Origin of the sequence: Bartonella melophagi K-2C, assembly GCF_000278255.1 — a bacterium.
In the GTDB taxonomy this organism is placed as follows: Bacteria; Pseudomonadota; Alphaproteobacteria; order Rhizobiales; family Rhizobiaceae; genus Bartonella; species Bartonella melophagi.
Genome location: NZ_JH725081.1, coordinates 525,764 through 549,310, shown reverse-complemented (window position 1 = coordinate 549,310; position 23,547 = coordinate 525,764). Strand labels below are relative to the sequence as shown.

Sequence of the window (23,547 nt, the reverse complement as noted above, 5' to 3'; positions counted from 1 at the left end):
ATACTATCCCCATAAAAAAGAATCTGGGCATTGGGAACCCAGATTCTTTTCCCCTAGAAAGGGACTACAGTCTTAGGAAATAGCGGGGACCTAAGACACTGTACCCGAATAAAACACTGTTGTGTGCTGCACTCGGTAGTTGTATTTTATACTTATGGTTGTATTATGTCAACATATATTCTACTTTAAATTTAAAAATAATACATCTTTTTTGTCTCCCCATTCAATCACGAAGACACAGCATTCACTACGCTGGTGATTTAGAAAAAATAATGTTAGAAGCTCTAATATGATTTTGAATATCACAACAATCCACGAAACTGATGACCTACGCCATAATATTCGTGAAAAAGATCTTGTTGGACGGCAACAGCAATTTATTGCTGAAGGCAAAGTAGTATTGTCAGCATTGCTGCATTCAAAAGATTTTTCTGCCTTGTCATTGCTTATTGTAGCAGCATGTCTTCTTGGAATTATGCCTATTTTAAAAGCAACAAAACCAACCTGTTCTATTTATTGTGTTCCGCAAAAAGTCATAGACGATATTGCTGGTTTTCATGTTCATCGTGGCATGCTTGGTATTGGTGAACGTAAAACTTTACCCTCATTACAAAGATTTTTAAAAAAATCTTCCAGAAAAAACCTTGGTACCAGTTTTATGTGGTATTTCTAATCACGATAATATGGGTGCCATTTTTCGCAATGCAGCCGCTTTTGCCAGTCATGGTATTATTGTTGATAAAACTTCATGCGATCCGCTATACCGAAAAGCAATCAGAGTTTCTGTTGGTGCTGCTCTAAAAATACCTTATACACAAGGTGCTGATATTGATAGCATTATTGAAGCTTTAAATGATGCGGACTTTCATCTTTATGCCCTTTCTCCTTCTGCTCCACGCTATCTCAAAGAAGCAAACTCAACAAAACGCACTGCTATTATTTTAGGAGCGGAAGATGATAGTTTGCCAGCTCATATTCTACAAAAATCAGAGACCCTACGCATTCCTATGGCTTATGGTTTTGATAGCCTCAATGTTGCTACCGCATCAGGTATTGCATTAGCACATTTTGCTGATTTTGATAAACTAAACTAAAAGTGAGAACATTTAAAACTATAAATACATATTTTAATTTTATTAGCTTACTATTTTATTTGCACGCAATAGCTTCTTTAGTCTGAGGAGAAGTAATAGTTTTTGTTTCTAAATTATGCAAAACTTGTTTCAACATTGCCTCAGCACCTGCGGAACGTTCTAAATGTGTAATAAACCCACCCCCAAGAACACGCGCCTCATTACTATTTTCATTATAAAAAACACAGGCTTGCCCAGGGGCAACCCCACTTTCGCTTTCTAATAAATCAACAGAAAAGACACTATTCTGATAATGTAAACGAGCTGGACGTGGAGGACGCGTTGAACGAATTTTGACTACTACATCAATACCATTAGGAGAAAAATTGTCCAATTGCTCATCACCAAGCCAATTTACATCACGCAAAAAAAGTTTATGCGTTTCTAACATCTCACGCGGACCAACAATAACGCGCGCATTTTCCGCGTCAAGATAAACTACATAAAGCGCCTCACCAGTTGCAATCCCAATGCCGCGACGTTGACCAACAGTATAATTGATAATTCCTGAATGTTCGCCCAAAATTTGCCCATTGATATGCATAATAATTCCAGGATTTGTAGATTCTGGGCGCAATTTTGTGATAACATCAGAATATTTCCCTTGTGGAACAAAGCAAATATCTTGGCTATCATGCTTATCGGCAACAACAAAACCCATTTCTGCTGCTATTTCACGAACACGTGCTTTTGGAAGATCTCCAAGTGGAAAACGCAAATAATCAATTTGCTCTTGCGTTGTGGCAAAAAGAAAATAACTCTGATCACGGTCAGCATCAAGAGGGCGAAACAATGCTCGGTGCGCACCACAAGAACGACTGCGAATATAATGACCGGTTGCCAAAGCATTTGCACCTAATTCACGTGCAGTTGCTAATAAATCAGAAAATTTAACAGTTTGATTGCAAGCCACACATGGAACAGGGGTTTCTCCATGTGTATAACTTTCTGTAAAAGGATCAATTACAGCTTCACGAAATCGCTTTTCGTAATCAAGAACATAATGAGGTATCTTCAATGTTTCTGCTATACGACGAGCATCTTCAATATCTTGTCCTGCACAACACGACCCCACACGATGCGTTGCAACACCATGATCATAAAGTTGCAAGGTAATCCCAACCACATCATAACCTTCTTTTTTTAAAAGGCCCGCCACAACAGACGAATCAACGCCTCCAGACATCGCAACAACAATACGAGAGTTTTCGGGCTGTCCTGGCAAATCAAGGCTATTTAAAGGCATATGCTCATTCTCTACTTAAAATATGCGCTAGTAAGTGGATTGTTTTCATATATATACACTATCCATTATCTCTTTATATTGTTTTTTTATCCTTCCTACAACTAATAGTATTAGATTTTTAAAGAAGCGACCCAAAATGCAAAGGGGCAGATAAAAGATAAGTAAAACAGTACATTATGATATTTTCGATAAGGTTTTTTATTTTAAAAAAATGAAAAAAAGCTGTTTTCTTTGTTTTTTATCTGCCTTTTTGCATTTGAATCGATTTTATTAATTTTTTTTCAACGTGTTTAGTTCTTTTTTAAAGCTCATGCTTTACAAGCATCTCAGGTCCTTGAAAAAAGTAGAGAATACAATGACCGATTTGATAAAAACACAAATAAAATATGTGATTGGCCCGGATGGTAGTCCACTTACAATTACCGACCTGCCACCACCAACAACAAGGCGCTGGGTTATCCGGCGTAAAGCTGAAGTTGTTGCTGCTGTCAGAGGTGGATTATTAAGTCTTGATGAGGCGTGTCAACGTTATACTTTGACTGTAGAAGAGTTTCTCTCATGGCAAAGTTCGATTGATGAACACGGCTTAGCTGGATTACGGACAACAAGAATCCAACAATACAGGCATTAATTGCCATTGATAGTAATGGATTTTCAGGCCTTATATTCAAAAATAGCCAGATTTTTTAAATCTGGCTATTTTCTATTATAATCCACAAACTAAAAATTTATACCTAATCTACAGTTTGTATCATTCAATCATAGAGTGCGAGACTGAACAAAAACATGGTCATTACTCACCTACGGCCTTCTTATTTTCTCGCACTTCAAGAACTTGCATACGTTGCAATTCCGTTTCAACTTCATTTAAAGTAATCTCAGCATTTGCTTTTTGAAGCTGTAAATTACGAATTGAATCTGTTAAATTATCGTGTCGCTTGCGCGCTGCACGAGCAACAGTCGAATAAGCAAAATGATGAATATCATTATTTCCAGATTTACGTTCTTCACTGGCAATTTGCGCTTCTAGCTCTAGTACCATTTGTTCAAACTCTTTGATCATTATTTCAAGCTGTGTAATTTCATGACGTTTCTCACGTACTTGAAACATTTTTAACTTTATCATACTCTGCTGCGGCTTCATTCTTGCTACTCCTTGATTGCGCTAACAAAAAACGCACATTTCCCCTCTGACACAGACTTCTAGCACCATCCTTTCAACAAAAAAAGTAAACCATTCTTTTTAAGTTGAAAAATAACTCTTTTTTGCCTTTTTAAAAACACTTAATAAACACAATATGTTTAAAAAATATCAACTACTTATTCATTTTTCATTTCTATTATAAAATCAAAGAAATTTAAAACATAATAAACAAACATCATAATTTTAATAATTTATTATAAGATTTTTTAAAAGTAAAAAATTAATAAAATAGGTAACTAATTTTTTTGCTTAATTAAGAAAAGTAAAATTCTTCTAAAATAATTTTTATTAACCTCTTCCAAAAATGAAAATATTTTGTTAATCACTATCTCAGATAGTGGGGAGAAAACAGTGGTGATTGGTTACGCGTACCACTGCATTATTCACAAACATTTTAATAATTAAATGTTTGATTTCATTACTTTTTATCACTGGTAGTACTATCAGTTGTATAAATAAAGAGCTCCATTTGATTCGGAAGGAGCGAAGCGAGGAATTTAAAAATGCGCGTATTATTAATTGAAGACGACAAAACAACCTCTCAAAGCATCGAATTGATGCTAAAATCAGGAAATTTTAATGTCTATATTACTGATTTAGGTGAAGAAGGCGTTGATTTAGGTAAGCTTTATGATTATGATATTATTTTGCTTGATTTAAATTTACCTGATATGTCAGGTTATGATGTTTTGCGGACTCTACGATTAGCAAAAATAAAAACCCCCGTTCTTATTCTTTCGGGTATGAGTAGCATTGAAGATAAAGTACGTGGTTTTGGCTTTGGGGCTGATGATTATATGACTAAGCCCTTTCATAAAGATGAGTTAATTGCGCGTATTCATGCTGTCGTGCGTCGTTCTAAAGGTCATGCACAATCAGTTATTGTCACAGGTGATCTTACTGTCAATCTTGACAATAAAACAGTTGAGATTGCGGGTCGTCCCATTCATTTAACTGGTAAAGAATACCAAATGCTAGAGCTTCTTTCATTACGTAAAGGAACCACACTCACCAAAGAAATGTTTCTCAATCATCTTTACGGTGGGATGGATGAACCAGAGCTTAAAATTATTGATGTCTTCATCTGCAAGTTGCGTAAAAAATTGGATGCTGTATCATCGGGAGTTAATTATATTGATACAGTTTGGGGACGCGGCTATGTATTACGTGATCCATCTGAAGAAAATATACGCAAAACCGCTTAAATAATAAAACGTATAAGTACAGTCTTGGAATGTTAAGTGTGAAGTTTTATTTCTTAAATAAAGATTTTACATAATGATTTTTTTATACAAAAATGCTTGTGGGTTAGTTAAGAAAGGCTAAGATCATTCTATTAACCCACAGGATTAGGGTATTTTCGGCGTAGTATAAACAATTTTATTTAAAGTTTCTTTGTGCTTTCAAAAATAATATGACTATCAGTTTCATGTATGTTTAGTGTCATAGCTGTTAGCTCAGCCAGTAATATTGTATAGTAAAATTGAATTGCGTGAGCATCAATTGTTTCTTCCAATGCTTTTTTATTGTATAATTCAACAAAACGAAGGGGAATACGTAAAATTTGACCGCAAATTTCAAATCGGAAAGAGCGTGTATTTATATCTTGTACAATCGTCACAACTATTTCACCACCACGGGAAATGGTTGTATTTGCAATTAATAATAAATTCAGCAAAAGCTTAACTTCATTTTTTGGTAAAAGCAAAGTGGGAGCTTGCCATTTCAAAATTGCCTTTTCTTCTGCCATATATTGCTGAGCAACCTGTTCAGCAAAACGAGTGTCTATCTGACTATCCACTGATCCTGAAGCACCAAAAGCTAATCGGAAAAATTGTAAGCACGCAGAAGCTTTTGAAACAGACGAACGCACCAATTGCAAAGCATCTTCTTCAACTCCTCCTTCATCATAAAGTTCCATCGCATTTTGAATGGCACCAATAGGTGAAATTAAATCATGGCAAATACGGCTACAAAGCAGCGCAGTAAGATCGGCAAACTTCAAAGAAACAGCTGACGTCATAATTTATTGATAACTCCCAAACTTAAAAATTTAAAACTCATTTTACGCTAGAACTTTTAACATTCAGTGCATATATGAAAATTAATAACCACATTAAAAAAATTTTGTGAGATAACTTTAAGGATTTAAACAGTTTTATGCCTTATTTTCTATTTAAATTGAATAAAAACTTTAACATCCTTTTATATGACAACTAAAAAGAAAATCCTATGACTCTCTTTTTTTTATCACGCTGGATTACAAATATTGTACTTTTGATAGCTCTTTTATTTGTAACGGTAGGTTCTGCAAGCGCTGAACTTCAACCAATGGACAAAAATAAATATTATTCAATGCAAGAAATTATTGGTTCTGGCCATAATTTTTTTGGACAAACTACAAATAATCTAGCAACTGCAATTGAAAATATCTTTTCGCGATACGGTCTTCCAAATGCTTATATTTTAGGAGAAGAAGCTTCCGGTGCTTTTTTTGCTGGATTAACTTATGGTGAAGGGCAAATCTTTACCAAAAATTATGGTCAGCATAAAGTCTTTTGGCAAGGACCATCTGTAGGGTGGGATTTTGGCGGTCAAGGTTCTCGTTTAATGATTCTAATTTATGATCTCAATGATATAAACAATTTATGGGGACGTTATGGCGGTATTTCAGGTTCAGCCTATTTAGTTGCGGGAGTCGGTTTTCACGCTCTTAAACGTAATAATACTTTACTGATTCCAGTGCGTACAGGGGTTGGTGCACGTCTTGGCATTAATATGGGATATTTAAAGTTAACACCCATGCCAACATGGAATCCATTTTAAACAATTGTATTAAAAGAAATTATGCTAATTAATCAATTCTTCTTTTATTCTTAGCGTTTCTATTTTCCGGGTTTAAGAGGATGTGTCGTTCTTTTTATTTGGCAAAATACTCTTTGCCTCATACATCAATTTGTTTCTATAACAGTTCTGTTACCACTCAATGCAATAAGAAAGCTATGATTTTTTATGCTCAAGTATGCTATAAAACTAATATACAATGACAAAAATACAATTTTTTCAAAGATAAAATTCAATTCAATCAAGCAAAAAGCAATTTTATCTGATTGTCTCTACCATATAATGGATTCCATATTCCCCTTAAACAGGAGCTAAATCACATAAAAACAAGCAACATATTCTTGTGGTAAATCTCTTAATAATTGGAAACTAACGCTATGCGTAAAAAAATAGAAGATTTTCAACGACGCTTATTAAAAGTTCAAATCGATGACCTTAACAGTGATTCTAGCAATCAACTGCTCAATGAGCTGCGTAAAGAAACAAAAGAACTAGCAGCTATATTAGCTGCCCAAATAGCTTTAAAAGAAGGTGAAGATTCTCCCATCAATACATTGATCAAAAACTCTAAAAGTAAAAGTGATCTCGCATCCTATATTCGCCAAAAAACAATCCGTACTACATAAATATTTTCTACATAAACTATCTTTAAAAATAATATTAGTTAATGTTTATACATTAAGAAGTTACTGAAGTGGCTAAATGGTGGTTGCAATTTTCCTCTTATGTTAAAAATTATACACCTTTTAACGATAAAACCCCCAGCATAAAAAACTGCCTAAACTATAATCTTTAAAAGATTTTATAAGCGATCTAAATTACTATAAATCTTTGGATATCTTTTGTCGCAATTATTAATAGTACATAAAATGTCGAAAAATTCCTTATATATTTCCTAACCATAATCGGTTCATGTTGTATTATTTGTTTCACAATCGTTTTTGGAAAATGGCAATCATTATCTTGTTTAAATACTTACAGTAATTTTATATCAGCTACTTACAATTGCTAGTATATTTTAAACTCTAATTTCTATATTAGGATAAGAACCGTTATTATGATTATAGTGACAATTGGATTATAAACCACAACGTTCATTTTGAATAATTTTGAAATTTTGTCTCTTCTTGCTTTTTATATTGATCCATAAAACACTACTTACTCACATAAAACACTGCTTACTCAATTGATAATTATCTTATCTTTTTTAAAAGCCATTATTGATATTTTTCATGATGGAAAGAACATTATAATACTTATAATACTTTTAGCTTACATATTATCAGCTTGTTATTTAAATTTTGTTTTTCAATTTACTCGTTTATTAAAAGCCGTTTATATAGTTGCTAACAAAGATCAAGATTATATCAATCAATGACTTCACTATCATAAATATTCTCATCTTATATTAAGAATAAAAATACAAATATACTTCTCTCTATGAGAACCTTGTTGATGAGCCTTCTTTGTATAATTTTAAATTTCATTTTATAAAATCACAGCGTAAAAAATTCTCTTCAAAAAACGATGCATTCAAAAAAATAAAACGAATATAACAACTTAGTCTTTTAAAAATACAAATATTCTCTTAAAAATGATAAAAATTTCTTATGTGTTGAATAATTACATCCTGATCACTTTGCGATAAATAAGGATGCATAGGCAAACTTAAAACACAATCTGCTAAAGATTCAGAAACAGAAAGAGAACCCTTCACGTAGGGAAAGTGTTTATAAGCTGGTTGTAAATGCAATGGAGTATTATAATAAACCATTGTAGGAATGCTGTTTTCTTGTAAATACATCTTTAATTGATCGCGATTTTTCACCTTAATAGTATATTGCGCATAAGCACAACGAATATCCCTTCCTACTTGTGGAATTGCTACAATATCTTTTAAACCATTAGAATAACGCTGAGCAATTGCCACACGCCTTTCCATCTCATCTTCAATGATTGCAAGTTTTTCTAATAAAATTGCAGCTTGAATTGTATCCAACCGTGAATTTAAACCAATACGAACATTATCATATTGTGTTTTCCCTTTACCATGAAACAAAATTGAACGTAAAAGCGCTGCTAGATCACCATCATTGGTCATCATAGCGCCTCCGTCACCATAACATCCTAATGGTTTTGCTGGATAAAAGCTTGTTGCTGCAACATCACCAAAAGCTCCGCACATAACATTACCTATTTTACCACCTATCGCTTGAGCAGTATCTTCAATAACAAAAAGATTTTCTCTCGCAGCTATTGCAGAAATTGTTTTATAATCAGCAGGTAGCCCAAACAAATCGACCGAAATAATTGCTTTTGGCTTGAGCTGCCCCTCTTTCTTTATCATTTCGATTGCTTCACCAAGTTTATCAACGTCAATATTGAACGTATCCGGCAAAACATCCACAAAAACAGGTTTTGCTCCTACCAAAGCAACAACCTCAGCTGTTGCAGAAAACGTAAAGCTTGGGCAAAAAACAGCATCACCTGGACCAATATTTTTAGCCATAAGAGGCATCATCAATGCATCAGTTCCATTGGCACATGCAACCACATGTTTAACGCCAAGATAATCCGCCAATTTTTCTTCAAATTCCGTTACTTGCGGCCCTAAAACATACTGACCACTGGCCACCACATGCGCAATTGTGGCATTAATTTTCTCTTCAATGCGTGCGCGCTGCGCTCCAAGGTCGATAAATTGCATATTAACTCCATTGATAATTACAAGAATATGAAAATACTATCTATTTTTCATCTCCGATGATTTATATTAGCAGCGATTAAAGTTCGTAAAACAGCAAGAGCATCATCGCCATTTGTACGAGGTGTCTGACGCGTTTCAATACAATGAAGAAAATGCTGCAACTCATAAGTAAGGGGTAAACCTTCACAAATATCAATATAACTTAATTCATCAGAATGAAAAGCCCACCCTTTATTTTCTTGCCAAACAGAAAAACAGCAAAATGCTAATTTACGATTCCACGGTTCCATATCATTAAATATAAGCATAGCTTTTGTACCAACGACTGTTAAACGTCTTTCACGATAAGGACTAAGGCGTGAAGTAAAAAGGTGACTGCGTATACCATTTGGAAACGCCATATGAATATGTGCAAAATCAGAAAGTTGATCAATTACTGCAGCCCCCTCTCCCTGAATTTCAGAAGGTTCACACCCCGTCAACGCAAAAATCATTGAAAGATCATGAGGAGCAAGATCCCATAGAGCATCACTTTGCATATGAAACTTTCCAAAACCTAACCGATGAGAATAAATATAACGCACATCTCCCAATTCTTGATTCACCACTAATTCACATATTTTTTCAAAAGCAGGATGAAAACGTAAAACATGGCCTACCATAAAAATTCGCCCATATTTATTAGCCACATGAACTTGGCGCTCAGCATCAACCATATTTAAAGCAATTGGTTTTTCAACCAAAATATCTTTACCATTTTTTAGAGCACGTAGTGCATTGTTTGTATGAAATTGTGGAGGGAGTGCTAATACAATCGCATCAATATCCCCATGAGTAAAAAGATCATCAGGTGCTATAGCGTCAACGTTATGCGCGTTTGCAAAACTCATAGCCCGATTAGAATTAATATCAGAAACTGCTGCTAAAGCTCCAAGACTTTGGAGTGTTCGTATATGATTCCCACCCCAATAACCGCATCCTAAAACCGCTACACGTGGTGTCATTTTTACACCTTATTTGCCTAACTCTATGAAAATTATATTTCCATTCATTCCATATCGGGGATGAAATAGAATGACAAGAGAAAAGCTTAAAAACGACGCTTGACATCTCACTATTCTACCTCTTATATCCGCCAAAGATAAAATTGTTTGTAATATCTTTCTGTTTTGGCGGAGTAGCTCAGTAGGTTAGAGCAGAGGAATCATAATCCTTGTGTCGGGGGTTCGAATCCCTCCTCCGCTACCAGCGCTTTTTTATAGCACTTTTAAAAGGAATTCTGCATCATTGGTTTTTGACGAATTCTATTAGATAATTATAAACAACTTTTTAGAGAAGGGTAATAGTAAAATTTCTAAATCAACAAGCAATCATATTGCTAAAAATTTTAGGTACCAAGCCTATATTTATAAAATGTCTTTATAATAAAGAGGCAAAAGAAAGATAAAGAAAATTCCTTATTTTAGCACAAGAGATCCAAAATAAAAAAAACCTCTCCCATTTTTGTAAAACCAATTACGTTCTTTCTTCTTCATAAGAAATTGGCTTAGTACTCGCTTTAAAAAACATTTTTGTATAATCATGTTGCGCACGCAAATGACGCAAATTACTATTACTTAACTCTTCCAAAATAACTCCTTGATGCACAATTCCAATACGCTCACATATATGCGCAACAACAGGAAGATCATGGGATACCATCAAATAGGTTAATTGTTTTTCTTCTCGTAATGATTTCAATAAATTCAAAATTTCAGCCTGCACAGATACATCCAGTGCAGATGTTGGCTCATCTAGCAACAAAACTTCTGGCTCAATAATCAAAGCACGAGCAAGAGCAATACGCTGACGCTGCCCTCCTGATAACTCATGTGGATAACGGTAAAGAAATGAAGAATCTAAACCAACAGAATGCAAAACATCGTGCACCCTTTCTTTTTGATTATCCATGCCATGGATCGTAAGAGATTCCGAAAGAACCGTATGCACCATCTTCCTTGGATGAAGCGAAGCATAAGGATCTTGAAAGACCATTTGAATACGGCGTAAAAAAGTTTTACTTTTTTTCTTTAATACTTCCTGTCCATCAAAGGTAAAATGCCCCCTATAATCAGGAATAAGCCCAACTAATGCATTCAAAATGGTTGATTTTCCGCATCCTGATTCACCAATCAAACCATAAGATTCACCACGCTTAATATGAAAATTGACTTCCTTAACAACCTCTACCGCCTTGTGCCCACGCTCAAAGGTTACAGACAAATCAAAAACCTCAATAATATTTTTACAATTGGTCATGGTAAGTTCCTTCAACGCCATTAACAATTGTTGGGCCATGTAGCCAATCAGGATTCCGCTCAGGAACAGACAAAACGCCAACTTGTTTATCAAGCTGTGGTAAACTTTGCAAAAGAGCCTTAGTATAGGGATGACATGCACGAGATAAATCACGTGCAGGCAGCTCTTCCAATATACGACCAGCATACATCACTAAAACACGATCACAAAAATCAGCAATCAGATTTAAATCATGACTAATGAAAATAAGTCCCGCTCCAGACTTTGTTACAAGCTCATCCAATATTGCTAAAACCTGACATCTCACAGTGACATCAAGTGCAGATGTTGGCTCATCTGCAATAATCAAATCAGGCTTAGGGATAAGCATCATGGCAATCATAACACGTTGCCCCATCCCACCTGATATTTCATGAGGAAATAACCGCATAATACGTTCAGGATCGCGAATATGAACAGATTCCAACACAGAAACCGTTTTTTCCCATGCCTCCATTTTTGAAACACGATAATGAATACGGTAAGCCTCCATGATCTGCTTCCCAATTCTCATCAATGGATTAAGTGAATATTTGGGATCTTGTAAAATCATCGAAATACGCTTTCCCCGAATAGAGCGCATCTGATACTCACTGGCAGCTAATAAATCTATATCATTGAAGCACATTTTTTGAGCTTTGATAATTGCTAATCTTGGATTTAATTTTAAAATCGCACGCCCAGTTGTCGATTTTCCAGACCCAGATTCTCCAACAATTCCAATTTTCTCTTTTCCCACAGCAAAACTAACGCCACGTACAACCTCTAAAATACCACGCGTTGTAGGAAATGAAATGCGTAAATCTTTTATCTCTAATAATTTTTTATCCATTGCGCGGATCCAATATATCACGAAGTCCATCACCTAAAAGATTGAAGGCAAGACTTGTAAGCAATATTGCACAACCTGGTACTGCTGCCAACCACCAACTTGTCATCATAAATTCACGACCAGTCGAAAGCATAACACCCCATTCAGGAGTTGGTGGTTGAGCACCCAATCCCAAAAAACCAAGACCAGCAGCCGTTAAAATAATTGCAGACATATTTAATGTTAACCGTACAATCACTGAAGGAATACACATTGGTGCTATATGAAACAAAATAATTCGCCACATTGATGCACCTTGCAGAAAAACTGCTGCAACATAATCAGATGAACGTATGGTCAAAGTTTCTGCACGCGCCAAACGTGCTATTGGTGGCCACGCTGCCATTGAAATTGCAATTGCTGCATTTTCAATACCTGGCCCTAAAGCTGCCGAAAAAGCAAGTGCTAAAATCAAACTTGGGAATGCAAGAAAAATATCTACAATACGCATTAAAACCGTATCAACCCACCCCCCCATATAGCCAGATATAGTGCCTACAATCAGCCCTATTGGGCCTACAATAATTGTCGTTAAAAAAACAATGTAAAGGGTAATACGTGCACCAAAAATTAATCGACTAAAAATATCACGACCCAATTCATCAGTCCCAAAATAATGTAGCATAGACGGTGGTTGTAATCGATGAGTAAGGTCATTGCTGGCAATATCATAGGTAGTAATCCAAGGTGCAAAAATCGCGCACAAAAGAATAACAAGGATAATAGCCAATCCCAATACAGCTGAAAAATTATGAAAAAAAATGGTCAATGAATAATAAAATCTTTGTATATTTGCCTGGATTGTTGACTGCGGAACAGATTCATTCAACCAACGACTCAAAGAAAATGAAGATCGCGGATTATTATGATTACTTATTGTCATATTCAACGTGTCCTTGGATCAAAAAGCTGATAAAGCAAATCAGAAAATAAATTAATAGCGACAGAAAAACATCCTATAAGTAGCGTACAACCTACAACTGCGTTCATATCTCCTGCAAAAAGCGCATTAGTCAAATAACGTCCGAAACCAGGCCAAGCAAAAACTGTTTCTGTCAACACAGCACCTTCCAACAAAAACGCATAAGAAAGGCCAACCACAGTAATAATCTGAACAGCAGAATTACGAAAAGCATGCCCCCAAACTGTTAGAGCCCATGACAATCCTTTAACACGTGCTGTAAGAATATATTCCTGATTAAGCTGCTCAATCATAAACCCACGAGTCATACGACTAATATAAGCCATAGCACCAAAAGCTAGAATTAAGGCAGGCATAATAATGTGACTAAAAACATTGCCAAAAACTTCCCATTGACCCTGCATAGCAGAATCCCAAAGAAATAAACCTGTTTTGGGTTCGAAAGAATATTCATAAAGAAAATCAATACGCCCTGGCCCACCAATCCAACCAAGTTTAGCGTAAAATATTGATAACGCCATCAATCCAAGCCAAAAAGCTGGTGTTGAGTAACTTATCAATGTAAAAATACGAACGAAATAATCAACAAATGAATTACGATACATTGCTGCAAAGACCCCTAACGGAATACCCAAACTCGTGCCAATAATAACAGCAACCGTTGCAAGTTCCAGCGTTGCAGGAAATACACGTAAAATATCTTCCAAAACAGGACGCCCAGAAGTTAAAGCGTCCCCCAAATCAAACAGAAAAATATTTTGAAGATAACTCCAATATTGTACAATTAGTGGCTGATCAAGGCCTAATTTATAAAACATTGTATCATAAGCTTCCTGACTAATATTATCACCCAGGATAGCAATAACAGGATCTAAAGGTAAAAGACGACCAATAAAAAAAGTGATTGTTACTAAACCAAATAATGTAATTAATATCGAAATTAACAGCTTAAACGACCTAAAGAAAAAAGGCCATACATGCGGATTTCTCTGCTTTTGTGCTAATGCTACATCAGCTTTTGAATCTAACAAAACCATTATGGTAGTTCCCCACACACTTATATAAACCTACGCTTTGCGATCTTCCCTAGCTATATAAGAAAACACATCGCACTCGCATATCTAACAACCATTATTCGTAATAGAGTTACAACTTACTTTTCTGCCTCACTATAGCGAATCTCAAAACTATTCCAAAACCATTTTTTAACCTCAGGCCCCATACCGATGATATAATAGGTCTGAAACAAGTAAGCCATAGGACCATGATAAAGGATATAATGCTGTAAATTACGATATTGTTCAAAGCGTTTATTTTGATCTTTCTCAGATAAAGCATCCATTACCATTTTATTGACCTTTACATCATAATAACCAGCCCGCCAAGCCAAATACATGTTGTACTTTTGAGTAAATGTTGGGTCAGGATTAAAAACATGACGTATTGAAGACAAATGTCCATCGGGAATTGTTGTATGCCACCCCATTATAGCAATGTCATAATTCCCTCCACGAACACGGCTTAACAATTGAGTCTGTGTCATTTTTTCAATTGTAAGATCAATTCCAATTTTGCGCGCATTTTCCTGAATAGACTGTGCAATAGATGACATATAGGAAAGACTACCAATTAAAAGATTGGCTTTAAATCCATCTGGATAACCTGCTTCACTTATTAATTGTTTTGCCTTTTTTAAATCCAACTCAAATGGCATTCCCTCTTTTTCATCCAAAGCGTCTGGCATGCCTAATGGCATATAGCTTGCACGAGGAATTGCAATACCTTTCAAAACTGTTTTACCAAGATTGTCATAATCAACAAGATAACGCAACGCTAATCTTACTTTTTCATGAGCAAAAATTTCTCTTTTATTATTCAACGATAGATAAACAGATTGTGGCCGCAAAATACGATTAATCTTAATAGATCCCCCTTGTTTTTCAATGTCTAAAACATCTTCTGAAGAAAGATCACGTGCTATATCCACATCACCCTTTTCCAAAAGCAATCTCTGGCTTGTTGATTCAGCCACATGAAGTATCAAGATTTGTTGAATTTTGGGTTTCTCTCCCCAATAATGTCGGGTGGCTTGTAAAACAACCCGCTCTCCGGGGAGCCAACGAACCAATTTATAAGGACCAACACAAGCCGAATGAGTAGCTAAATACTTATTCCCCATATCACCATTAACACTATTTGTTTCAAGTGTTTTCCGGTCAAGCAAAGCAGCAGTATAAGTTTGTCCAATTGTAGCCAATATAAGATAAACAGGATAAGGCTTATCAAAGTCTAACTGTAAAGTTGTATCATCAAGAGCTTGAATACTGGTTTCAACATTTTCTGTAGTAAATCCAAAGTCTCCCAAAGATTGAGAAAAACCCAAATTTAATTTGATGATTCGCTGCATTGACCAAGCAAGATCTTTTGCAGTTGCCATTCTTCCATCATCAAACTTTAAATCATCACGAAGATGGAAAACAATTCTCTTCCCATTATCTAAAACATCCCAAGACCGAGCCATAGCAGGACGGATCTTTGTAAAATCATGCTTATCAAACTGTACCAAAGAGCTACACATATTGCTCAATAATTCACTTGTTACAATTTCAACAGATTGAGCAGGATCAAAATTACTGATCGAATCAATATTCCATGCTATCACTAATGTATTTTTAGGTGGAGTGCTTAGTGCTGTTGGCATTAAACTACTAAAAAAAACGATTAATCCTAATAAAGCACCAAAACTCTTAAACATTATCTTTTAATTCCCTTCCACCCCCCTTTTTAGGGTGTTTCACTGTTTCCAAATAAAGTGATTACCATTTCTTTATTGGCTCTTTCCCCTACAAAACATTGTACGTACGTAACTTGTCCTACTTATCCAACTTAAACTCAAAAATGTTCTTAGTCTCTTTTCCCATACTTAAGAGTTATATCACCCTATAATATAGGAGAAAATATACTGGGTAATATTATTTACCACGTGTTGCTAATATTGACTAACTACACATAAATTGAACTTTTATGAATGAGCTACCCTTTACAGTTTAGTATTATAAATCACTAAAAATCATTTTTATGCAAGGGGTTATTGCTCATTACTAATCTTATAACTACCCACTCTTTGTATTTTTATTCTCTAAAATACGCTTATTTTTCAATTGAACTATAGAAAACACGTGGTGCACTATTCCAAACCCATTTTTTAATAACAGGTGAAACAGCTACAGTATTATATTTTTGAAACAAAAAAGCATAAGGTCCTTTTTGCATAAGTTGACGTTGTAAATTAGCATATTGTTGCGCTCGTTTGTCTAAATCTTGTTCAAATAAAGCGTCTTCAACTTGTTGATTCATATTTGCATCAAAATATCCTTGCTGCCAACTAGGATAAGCCGTATTTTTAGCCTCAAAACGATTGTCGGGATTATAAATAATGCGCAAAGCCATTGTATGAGGATCTGCAGACTCATTAACCCATCCTAAAAAAGCTGTATCAAAAGCACGTGCAGAAACTTTTGAAAACAATTGTGCTCCCGCCACACGCTCAATTTTAAGGTGTACCCCCACCTTTTCTGCATTATCTTGGATAGACTGAGCAACTGGTAAAGTATAAGGAGCCCCGCCCACAATGATATGTGCCTCAAACCCATTTGGATAACCTGCATCGACTAAAAGCTGTTTAGCTCTTTGAAGATCAAGTTTGAAAGGCTGTCCTTCTTTTTCATCCAAAGCACCAAAAACGCCGGTAGGTATAAAACTAGAGCGTGGAATACCAATACCTTTCAAAACTGTTTTACCAAGATTGTCATAGTCAATAAGATAGCGCATGGCCAAACGCACTTTTTCATTAGCAAAAATAGGGTTTGTCATATTAAAACCCCAATACATCATAGCTGGCTGTAATATTCTTTCAATCCTGACATCTGTTGTTTTCTCAAGATCTTCCAAAGCCTCAGGTGTTAAGTCACGTGCTACATCAATATCGTTTTTTTGCAATAATAAGCGTTGCGTACCAGATTCAGAAACATGACGAATTAGAACTTGTTTAAGTTTAGGTGCTTCTCCCCAATAATTGGAATGAGAACGTAGTAAAATAGCTTCTCCAGGACGCCAACTGATCAACTGATAAGGCCCAAAACAAGCAGCATGAGTTGCTAAATACCGGTTTCCCATATCATTATCTTTTTCGTGTTTCATAATCGTTTTACGATCAAGCAACACAGCAACACGATTAGCAGCAATATTATTAAGAATAAGCTCCACTGGATAAGGCTTATCAAATTTCATTACTACAGTTTTCTCATCCGGCGCGTAAATAGCAGAATCAACCGTTTGCGCTGTAATACCGTATTCATTAAATGTTGCTGCATTAGCCATATTCAACTGAATAACACGCTTCATACTCCAAACAAGATCACCAGCACTGGCAGGTCGGCCATCAGCAAACTTTAAATTATCACGCAAATGAAAAGTAATCATCGTATTATGATCACTTGTAACATCCCAACTCTTTGCTAAATGCGGAATCATTTTGGTTGCATCATTTGGATCAGTATCAACCAAACTATCACAAATATTGTGAATAATTTCACTGCTGTAAGAATCATTGACTTGAGCAGGATCAAATGCACTAATCGCATCAAGATTCCAAGCCATCACGAGTGTATCGGCAGGTGTTTTTGCTGACGTTTGTTGCAACAGCATGCCTGCAGCTATAAGAGCAGAAACAAAAGAACAGCTCGCTTTTAATATCTTCTTTTTCATATTCATAGATCTTTCCCTTAAACTCTTATTTTTAAATTAGTCATTTTAGCTGAGTAAGTTTATATCAGTAAAAACTGAATAAATATAATGCAAGCATTCTTTTAGGTGGTTATTTCCTTCTTTATGCACTGAATTTATTTCTCAATTACATTTGAAAACATACAGCCATACTACTTTTAACTTATTTTTTAATAATAGATACAACGGTTGCGATATTGTGATTTTAAAATGGGCTATATAAAGTCTGCTCTATAAATTCACACTTAAAAATACATATCTCGTTTTTTTTATTCTTGTAAATTCTTCTCAAACAGTGCTTTTTTTAACATAGTGATTTATATTTGCACTAAAATACTCTTTTCTCACAACCAATATAAGTCATAATTTCAACTTAAACTAGTTATCATGGTTATCGACAATGCGTGAAATTATTATATAAAATCTGCAAAGCAACTTCTCCCACATCACGAACCTTTATTAAAAGCACATGCGCAAACCTCTAAAAATAATCATATTATTTAAATACATTTAATTTCAAAAGCGCATGTCTACTTCTGTTGTGTTATCTTGGAATAAAATTGGTCAATCAGTAAAATACAAAAGAATATTCCCGCATACTATTTTACCTTTAAGTATACCCAAATAATTTGCTCTAATATTTAACAATTTGCTTTATACTTTTAGCAGTTAAACGCTGAATTTTGATTTAAAATAGAGAAAATGAAACCTGTTTATTAAGTATTTTCAACTAATAAGCACACAATAAAATCCCTATTTAAAGCGTCAACATATTATATAATCAATATATAATTCACGTTATCTTTAATACCTTCCTCCCAGATATGTATTTTAGTTTGTCATGATCGTTTATAATCACAAAACAAATAAGGTTAGCTAAAATAAATCTTCGCAGATTCACCGACAAAAGCACCCTTCAAGATGATCATTAACTATGCCTATTGCCTGCATAAAAGCATAACAAGTAGTGGGACCGATAAATGTCCAACCACGTTTTTTCAAATCTGTAGAAAGACGAATAGAAGCATCTGTTACAGGATTGTCCTGCCACATTTGAAAATCTATCTTTTCAGGACGCTCAGACAGTGGTGGTTGAAAAGACCAAAAATAGTGGGATAAACTGCCCTGCTCTGCTATAATTTCTTGTGTCCTAAAAGCATTATTAACCACCGATCGGATTTTCCCATGATGGCGAACAATACCTTTATCTTGCATTAACATGTTGATTTTAGCTTCATCATAATGAACTATCTTTTCAAAATCAAAGTTATCAAAAGCCCTACGAAAATGGGCGATTTTTTTCAAAATTGTTAACCAAGAAAGACCTGCCTGAAAACCTTCAAGACAAATTTTTTCAAATAAACGCAAATCATCAAAAATGGGTTTTCCCCATTCATGATCATGATAAGCACAATAAAGTGGATTAGTTCCTGCCCAAAAACAACGAACTTTTCCATCCACCCCCATCAAAAGTCCTTCATTGAGTGCAGAATCTACCGTATCAGAAGAGTGTTCCTTGATCATCTTTTTGCTGTTTTATCCGTTTGTTTTTTGAAGCACAATTAAGTGTTGAAACGCTAATTTCACCATCAAAAAAACGTAAACTCATCTGACCTGTTTTAGGCAACTGTACTAATCGTTTAACCGGCCTATTATCTTGACCCAATGCCAAAACAAAACCCCGCTCTAAAATATTCTGATAAGAAGTGCTTTTTAAAAGCCTAAATGCCATCTCTGCCTGAGCACGTTGTTTTTCAACATTGCGTAAGAAAGCACGACGAAGATGTATCGTATATCCTTTTACATTGTATCGCGCTTTTTCACTATTTAACAAACGCGGAGAAAATCGAACACTAAGAGCACGAAAGTAAAAAAGTTTTTTTTCGTAGCTTATACAAAGAGCTCGTTGCAACCGGCTTGAAATTTCATCAAAACCACGACGCGGCAAAGCAAGTAATCGGTCGGCAGTAAGTAAACCTCGTGAAATAGCACGCAATTTTTGTTGATGAAAACTAAAATAACGCGTCAATCCCGCACGAAGACGTGCACCAAGTGACGCTAATTGTACTTCAAGATCAACTTTAACAGGAACAGCTTTTTCTGCCGCTCCTGTAGGGGTTGGTGCCCGCCAATCAGCAACATAATCAATCAACGTCCAGTCTGTTTCGTGCCCAACTGCAGAGATAACAGGAATAGTCGACGCATAAACAGCACGAACGACTGCCTCATCATTAAACCCCCATAAATCTTCTAAACTCCCTCCTCCGCGTGCTACAATAATAAGATCAGGCTTAAATAAAACACCACCTAAAGGTAGAGCGTTAAACCCCTCAATAGCACAAGCTACTTCTCGACCACTCGTTTCTCCCTGAACTCTTACAGGCCAAACCAAAATATGCAAAGGAAAACGATCTGATATACGATGAATAATATCGTGAATAACGGCTCCCGTCGGTGATGTCACAACCCCTATAATTTGAGGCATATAAGGCAGTGGCTTCTTTTTTGCTTCATCAAACAAGCCTTCATCTGCAAGCTTTTTCTTACGATTTTCTAAAAGCGTCATTAAAGCACCAACCCCTGTTGGCTCAAGAGCATCAATGACTATTTGATATTTTGATGAACCTGGATAAGTAGTAAGTTTGCCTACAGCGATCACTTCCATTCCTTCTTCAGGAGGAAATTTAAGCTTTTCCATTAAGCTTCGCCAAATAACAGCCTCCAACCGAGCTTTATCATCTTTTAAAGTAAAATATGCATGACCTGAAGCATGAACACCACGATAACCAGATATCTCTCCCCGTACCCGTATATAAGCAAATTTGTCCTCAATAATGCGTTTTAAAGCACTTGATATTTCAGAAACACTAAATTCTGCTACATTTGTTGCCACCAGTCGTGGACTAAATAAATCCATCGTATTTTTCAACTTTCTTAACCTTAAAAACACTCAACTCAAACTGTAACATAAATACATCTTTATGAAGATGAATAGTATCTCTATAAAGCGAAATCTCTTGAAACATATTCTATGCACAACATATTAACGCTTCCACAATAACATTATATTGAGAAATGCTCGCCGTCATCCAAGAGGTGAAAATTACTGGTAAAAATTGCCAATAACGCCTGATGAACTCCAAAATTAAACAACATCAAGCAACTAATGAGAAGTTCTTATGAAAATATTACAAAAATTGTTAGTTAAACATGAAAGCAGTTCAAAACAACAGCTCAAATATTACACTAATATTTTAGGATGTAAAATTTGAGAGCAAAACCTAAAAAACAAAGAGCAAACAAATAACGATAAAATCCGTCTTCTTTCTTCGTTATGTGTATATCATTTGCACTACATACATAGTTTAGTATATTTGAAGTCACGTCAAAATGAAAAATAGAAAAAATTCACATAATTCTTTTCATTCATTTCTTGGTGGTACACCAGGGCGTATTGCTGTAAAACTGCTTATCCTTTCATTTTTCACTGGAATCGCTATAAACATCCTAGGGTGGACACCTATTGATCTTATTTGGGAAATAATAGACTTCCTTCAATCTCTATGGGAAACAGGATTTATGACTTTTGTAAATCTCTTCCATGTGACCTTGGCTGGTGCAGTAATTGTTATGCCTGTTTTTCTTTTTTTACGCATCTTCCGTAGAAAATAAAGCACTTTAAGAAGCTCTCTTAAAAACAAATTTCCACAAAAGCTCTGTAGTGACAAGAAAAAAAATTTTAGAGTTTCTTTTGAAAAAAAGCACACACCAAGAAGTTTTAACTAAACAGCCAGGTAATTGAATATTAAAAAGGCTTTCCTTTTTGAAAAGCCTTATAAAATTTTATTAAGAAATGTTTCACAGCTTTTATTGATAAAGAACTAAAACTACTTTGTTAAGGTGAATTCAATTGACTACTTTCTAGAAAATTGCGTTCTCTTAATGCACCAAATGTTTAGTTTTCTTCACATGTCATATGAGCAAGATGATGCACAACAGAATTAATTGATTGTGCACGAGGAACACGCTGCTTCATAACAGTTTCTTGTGAATTTTTCTTTTCATAAAGAAGCTTTTGAACAAGTCTTTCTATCTGCTCCAAACGTTCAAACAGCTTTTTTTGCGCTTGATCACGTGCAGAATGCTCAGCTAAAATTGCCCGACTAATCATATCTAAATAAGATTTAATACTATTATCTACAAAGCCCTGTATAATTAATTGATTGGGCATTTTTTTTATCTGCATTTGTGTGTAAACGTAGCGCAATTTAGTAGCAATATCGGACATAGTTATCTCGGCATGCTTTTTCGTTTTCTGCTTTTGTTCAACAACAAAAGTAGAAAGTTGATTATGTGCAACCGGGTTTATAACATGACGTTTCATATTCACAGATGCATCCCTTTTCACCTTTTTCAAGAAATCATATTTATAATATGAGAGTGTGGTTCATTTTAGTAAATAGAGCTTTAAAACGATAAGAGAAATTAAAAATAATAATATAAGAACAAAGTTAACTAACAACAATTAATGGAAATGTTACTAATTTTCACCCCATTCAATTCTAACACAACACCTAACTGACTTGTTCTTACCATTGACCAAAAGCTTATATCTTTATAGCAATATAGCAATGTTTTTTTAAACCAACTGTTGGCATCATCTTAAATGATTTGGTTTCTTGTGGTTATTATTATAAAATAGTGACTATATAAATTAAAGAGGATCATTATGAAAATAATTGTCGCTGTCAAACGTGTTGTTGATTATAATATCAAAATACGTGTTAAACCCGATGGCACAGGTGTTGATCTATCCCATGTAAAAATGTCTATGAACCCTTTTGATGAAATCGCTGTAGAAGAAGCTATTCGGCAAAAAGAAGTCGGTAAAATTTCAGAAGTTGTTCTTGTTTCAATTGGGTCAGAAGCAGCACAAGAGACCTTACAAGTAGGACTTGCAATGGGTGCTGACCGCGCCATTCTTGTCAAAACTGAAGAAGTGCTTGAGCCTTTAGCAATCGCTAAAACTCTTAAAACAATCATTCTTGAAGAAAAACCAACTATGGTTTTTTTAGGCAAACAAGCAATTGATGATGAAAGTAATCAAACTGGTCAAATGTTAGCAGCTCTGCTTGGTTGGGGGCAAGCAACATTTGCCTCACACCTCAACATAGAAGGTCACCAAGCTATTATTACTCGCGAAGTAGATGGTGGCACGCAAACCATTTGCTTACCTCTTCCTGTTGTTATGACTACTGATCTGCGACTAAATGAACCGCGTTATACTTCTCTTCCTAATATTATAAAAGCTAAAAAGAAACCTATTGAACAAAAGGCACTTGCTGATTTATGCGTAGATACACGAGCACGTTTAACAGTGCTTAACATTGAAGAGCCTCAATCCCGTCAAGCAGGAATTAAAGTAGCAAATGTAGCAGAGCTTGTTAGTGCGCTCAAAAAAACAAGTTGTATTTAAAATACGATAACAGATATATCAA

General features: G+C 35.2%; 20 protein-coding genes, 1 tRNA gene and 1 pseudogene. 8 read left to right on the top strand and 14 right to left on the bottom strand.

All coding sequences use genetic code 11. The features are described from left to right. Positions 1 to 289: 289 nt before the first annotated feature. Positions 290 to 1,094 (top strand): annotated as a pseudogene (locus ME3_RS02310) (TrmH family RNA methyltransferase). A gap of 55 nt (positions 1,095 to 1,149) precedes the next feature. Here ME3_RS02310 and mnmA read toward each other — a convergent pair. Continuing rightward, positions 1,150 to 2,379, bottom strand: a complete 1,230-nt coding sequence (gene mnmA, locus ME3_RS02305) for a tRNA 2-thiouridine(34) synthase MnmA (protein WP_007476753.1) — start codon at positions 2,377 to 2,379, stop codon at positions 1,150 to 1,152. Between the two features lie 355 nt (positions 2,380 to 2,734). Between mnmA and sciP the strand changes: the two genes are divergently transcribed. Further along, the gene (sciP, locus tag ME3_RS02300; protein WP_007476752.1) at positions 2,735 to 3,010 is read left to right on the top strand and encodes a CtrA inhibitor SciP; all 276 of its coding nucleotides are present in this window, start codon (positions 2,735 to 2,737) and stop codon (positions 3,008 to 3,010) included. A 162-nt stretch (positions 3,011 to 3,172) separates the two neighbouring features. Here the strand turns inward: sciP and ME3_RS02295 are convergent, their stop codons facing one another. Further along, positions 3,173 to 3,523 carry a hypothetical protein gene (locus ME3_RS02295; RefSeq protein ID WP_007476751.1) on the bottom strand — a complete coding sequence of 117 codons (351 nt, stop codon included), beginning with the start codon at positions 3,521 to 3,523 and terminating at the stop codon, positions 3,173 to 3,175. Between the two features lie 563 nt (positions 3,524 to 4,086). On the opposite strand from ME3_RS02295, the gene ctrA reads away from it, so the two are divergent. Further along, a complete protein-coding gene (gene ctrA / locus ME3_RS02290; protein WP_007476750.1) occupies positions 4,087 to 4,788 on the top strand; it encodes a response regulator transcription factor CtrA in 702 nt (233 codons plus the stop codon). A 179-nt stretch (positions 4,789 to 4,967) separates the two neighbouring features. Here the strand turns inward: ctrA and chpT are convergent, their stop codons facing one another. After that, positions 4,968 to 5,606 carry a histidine phosphotransferase ChpT gene (chpT, locus tag ME3_RS02285; protein ID WP_007476749.1) on the bottom strand — a complete coding sequence of 213 codons (639 nt, stop codon included), beginning with the start codon at positions 5,604 to 5,606 and terminating at the stop codon, positions 4,968 to 4,970. A gap of 209 nt (positions 5,607 to 5,815) precedes the next feature. On the opposite strand from chpT, the gene ME3_RS02280 reads away from it, so the two are divergent. Next, on the top strand, positions 5,816 to 6,409 hold the full coding sequence (locus tag ME3_RS02280; protein ID WP_007476747.1) for a DUF1134 domain-containing protein: 594 nt from the start codon (positions 5,816 to 5,818) through the stop codon (positions 6,407 to 6,409). A gap of 395 nt (positions 6,410 to 6,804) precedes the next feature. Beyond that, on the top strand, positions 6,805 to 7,053 hold the full coding sequence (locus ME3_RS02275; RefSeq protein WP_007476745.1) for a hypothetical protein: 249 nt from the start codon (positions 6,805 to 6,807) through the stop codon (positions 7,051 to 7,053). Between the two features lie 962 nt (positions 7,054 to 8,015). On the opposite strand, the gene ME3_RS02270 is transcribed toward ME3_RS02275, so the two are convergent. Together ME3_RS02270 and ME3_RS02265 are read right to left on the bottom strand one after the other, a co-directional pair. After that, positions 8,016 to 9,134 (bottom strand): DegT/DnrJ/EryC1/StrS family aminotransferase, encoded by a 1,119-nt coding sequence (locus ME3_RS02270; RefSeq protein ID WP_007476743.1) that lies wholly within the window; start codon positions 9,132 to 9,134, stop codon positions 8,016 to 8,018. Positions 9,135 to 9,181: 47 nt separating this feature from the next. Further along, positions 9,182 to 10,138, bottom strand: a complete 957-nt coding sequence (locus ME3_RS02265) for a Gfo/Idh/MocA family protein (protein WP_007476741.1) — start codon at positions 10,136 to 10,138, stop codon at positions 9,182 to 9,184. Between the two features lie 167 nt (positions 10,139 to 10,305). Between ME3_RS02265 and ME3_RS02260 the strand changes: the two genes are divergently transcribed. Next, positions 10,306 to 10,382, top strand: a tRNA-Met gene (locus ME3_RS02260). Positions 10,383 to 10,649: 267 nt separating this feature from the next. Here ME3_RS02260 and ME3_RS02255 read toward each other — a convergent pair. From ME3_RS02255 to xseA, 8 genes are all read right to left on the bottom strand, one after another. Further along, a complete protein-coding gene (locus tag ME3_RS02255; RefSeq protein WP_007476740.1) occupies positions 10,650 to 11,432 on the bottom strand; it encodes an ABC transporter ATP-binding protein in 783 nt (260 codons plus the stop codon). Next, entirely contained in the window at positions 11,419 to 12,303 is an 885-nt protein-coding gene (locus ME3_RS02250; RefSeq protein WP_007476738.1) for an ABC transporter ATP-binding protein, read from the bottom strand. The genes ME3_RS02255 and ME3_RS02250 overlap by 14 nt, the downstream gene beginning before the upstream one ends. Further along, complete coding sequence (locus tag ME3_RS02245; protein WP_007476736.1) at positions 12,296 to 13,225, bottom strand: ABC transporter permease; 930 nt, start codon at positions 13,223 to 13,225, stop codon at positions 12,296 to 12,298. Before ME3_RS02245 ends, ME3_RS02250 begins: the two co-directional genes overlap by 8 nt. A gap of 2 nt (positions 13,226 to 13,227) precedes the next feature. Continuing rightward, on the bottom strand, positions 13,228 to 14,301 hold the full coding sequence (locus ME3_RS02240) for an ABC transporter permease (protein WP_007476735.1): 1,074 nt from the start codon (positions 14,299 to 14,301) through the stop codon (positions 13,228 to 13,230). 116 nt (positions 14,302 to 14,417) lie between these two features. After that, positions 14,418 to 16,019: an ABC transporter substrate-binding protein gene (locus ME3_RS02235; protein ID WP_007476733.1), complete on the bottom strand. Its 1,602-nt coding sequence runs from the start codon at positions 16,017 to 16,019 to the stop codon at positions 14,418 to 14,420. Between the two features lie 395 nt (positions 16,020 to 16,414). After that, a complete protein-coding gene (locus ME3_RS02230; protein WP_007476731.1) occupies positions 16,415 to 18,037 on the bottom strand; it encodes an ABC transporter substrate-binding protein in 1,623 nt (540 codons plus the stop codon). A gap of 909 nt (positions 18,038 to 18,946) precedes the next feature. Continuing rightward, positions 18,947 to 19,573, bottom strand: coding sequence for a DNA-3-methyladenine glycosylase I (locus tag ME3_RS02225; RefSeq protein WP_007476730.1), 627 nt, complete (start codon positions 19,571 to 19,573; stop codon positions 18,947 to 18,949). After that, complete coding sequence (gene xseA / locus ME3_RS02220; protein WP_007476727.1) at positions 19,551 to 20,966, bottom strand: exodeoxyribonuclease VII large subunit; 1,416 nt, start codon at positions 20,964 to 20,966, stop codon at positions 19,551 to 19,553. Before xseA ends, ME3_RS02225 begins: the two co-directional genes overlap by 23 nt. A gap of 473 nt (positions 20,967 to 21,439) precedes the next feature. Here xseA and ME3_RS02215 point away from each other — a divergent pair, with 473 nt between their 5' ends. Then, positions 21,440 to 21,721 carry a DUF6460 domain-containing protein gene (locus ME3_RS02215; protein ID WP_007476725.1) on the top strand — a complete coding sequence of 94 codons (282 nt, stop codon included), beginning with the start codon at positions 21,440 to 21,442 and terminating at the stop codon, positions 21,719 to 21,721. Positions 21,722 to 22,004: 283 nt separating this feature from the next. On the opposite strand, the gene ME3_RS02210 is transcribed toward ME3_RS02215, so the two are convergent. Further along, positions 22,005 to 22,439: a hypothetical protein gene (locus ME3_RS02210; protein ID WP_007476724.1), complete on the bottom strand. Its 435-nt coding sequence runs from the start codon at positions 22,437 to 22,439 to the stop codon at positions 22,005 to 22,007. Between the two features lie 339 nt (positions 22,440 to 22,778). Here ME3_RS02210 and ME3_RS02205 point away from each other — a divergent pair, with 339 nt between their 5' ends. Next, entirely contained in the window at positions 22,779 to 23,525 is a 747-nt protein-coding gene (locus tag ME3_RS02205) for an electron transfer flavoprotein subunit beta/FixA family protein (RefSeq protein WP_007476721.1), read from the top strand. Positions 23,526 to 23,547 lie beyond the last annotated feature (22 nt).